Origin of the sequence: Pseudoclavibacter soli DSM 23366, assembly GCF_000423505.1 — a bacterium.
In the GTDB taxonomy this organism is placed as follows: Bacteria; Actinomycetota; Actinomycetes; order Actinomycetales; family Microbacteriaceae; genus Pseudoclavibacter_A; species Pseudoclavibacter_A soli.
The window spans coordinates 1-1,315 of the sequence record NZ_AUIC01000010.1 but is presented as its reverse complement, the minus strand read 5'-3'; the positions used below and the strand labels follow the sequence as shown (position 1 = coordinate 1,315).

Sequence of the window (1,315 nt, the reverse complement as noted above, 5' to 3'; positions counted from 1 at the left end):
ACGTGGGGCGTGCGGGACTTGAACCCGCGACCAAGGGTTATTCCACCCGCTGGCTGGTCCCACTCGCGATGAGAGCTGTAAAAGCCCTCGATCCCTTTGTTTTACTGGCATCTGGCGCAACACCGGTTTTGATGTGACAAGGCCGATTATCCCGATTTATCCCGAATCCAGCAAATACGAGAAGGGTTTTTGCTGACCAAAATGCTGGGTTGACTGAACCACCAGTGCGCCAGCAGAGTTTGCTCGGAATACGTCTCCGCGCACACTCCGTTGCATGAGCGAATACGAAGTCAGCGAGTACGGCCTAGGCATCCTCGAGCAAATCGCGAGGGCAAGTAGAGAGCAAGCGCTGAAGACGCCGTGTACCCCAGACGACGATGCCACAGCGGCCGGGAATTTCGGTCCAGGCTACGACCTGGTCACCCCCGTTTTCGCAATACGGGCATATCAGTGGGATGTCGAAGAAGGTGACGAACTGGCGAACTTCGAGATGCCCGTCCGCGATCTGGCCGTGCACTGGTACAAAGTGCTCGGGCGCAGCACCTACGCGAATCGGCCAGTCTCACAGAGCGAGTGGCTCGACATACTGGTCGAGTGTCTCGAAGCGATAGAGGATACTCCGGCGCCGAAGATCGTACTGGTCGTCGGCACGGTGCCGGAAATTCAGTTGGCCGATCACGGCGCAGTTGAGCTCAGCCGTGGGCGCGTCATCAGCCAGTACGATCGGATGGACCCCACGCAGCTTGCGAGCAGCGACCCGGTCATCACTGGGCTGAAAAATGCCCTGGCGAACCTCGACGGGAATGCACGTGTATTCGCCAGCGGCCACGCTGCGCGGCTGGTGCGCGAGGCGTTCTGGGGATCCCCGATCGCTGATGTCCAGCCGGAGGCATCGCTTCTGCTGCATCAGATGGAGCCTGACCTGCTGATCTGCCTCGGTCCGGTACCTAATGTGACACTGGCCAGCAGCGTCGAAGTCCGCGCCATTTCGGTTCCGCCCCGCACCCCTCCCGCCGCCCCGCACCATGAGGGCGCAATACGGCGTTTCGTCGGCGATGCGGAATGGCAGGTACTCTCGAACGACACCGAACTGCAGACGGCGTATGCCTCCGGACTTGATGCCCTGTCAGAGGCGGGAATCGACCTCGAAGCTGAACGAGAGCGGGCGCTCGGGCTGCCGCCTCGACAGGTGGAATAGCTCTCTGGTTTAGTCGCGGCTTGAGGCGAGGATCGCGAACAGTCGCAGGAACTCGATGTAGAGCCAGACCAGGGTGACGACGAGGCCGAAGGCGGCGGTCCAGCCGAAGCTGGCGGG

General features: G+C 61.1%; 2 protein-coding genes. One reads left to right on the top strand and one right to left on the bottom strand.

Annotation, left to right across the window (positions count from 1 at the left end):
* Positions 1-274: 274 nt before the first annotated feature.
* Positions 275-1,198, top strand: coding sequence for a hypothetical protein (locus G557_RS0107590; RefSeq protein WP_156877138.1), 924 nt, complete (start codon positions 275-277; stop codon positions 1,196-1,198).
* Between the two features lie 9 nt (positions 1,199-1,207).
* On the opposite strand, the gene G557_RS13760 is transcribed toward G557_RS0107590, so the two are convergent.
* Positions 1,208-1,315 (bottom strand): Bax inhibitor-1/YccA family membrane protein (locus G557_RS13760; RefSeq protein ID WP_211220535.1); only part of this gene is annotated, 108 nt, incomplete at its 5' end.

Coding starts and splice junctions, on each gene's coding strand:
- G557_RS0107590 (WP_156877138.1), top strand. CDS start 275: ATGAGCGAATACGAAGTCAGCGAGTACGGCCTAGGCATCCTCGAGCAA.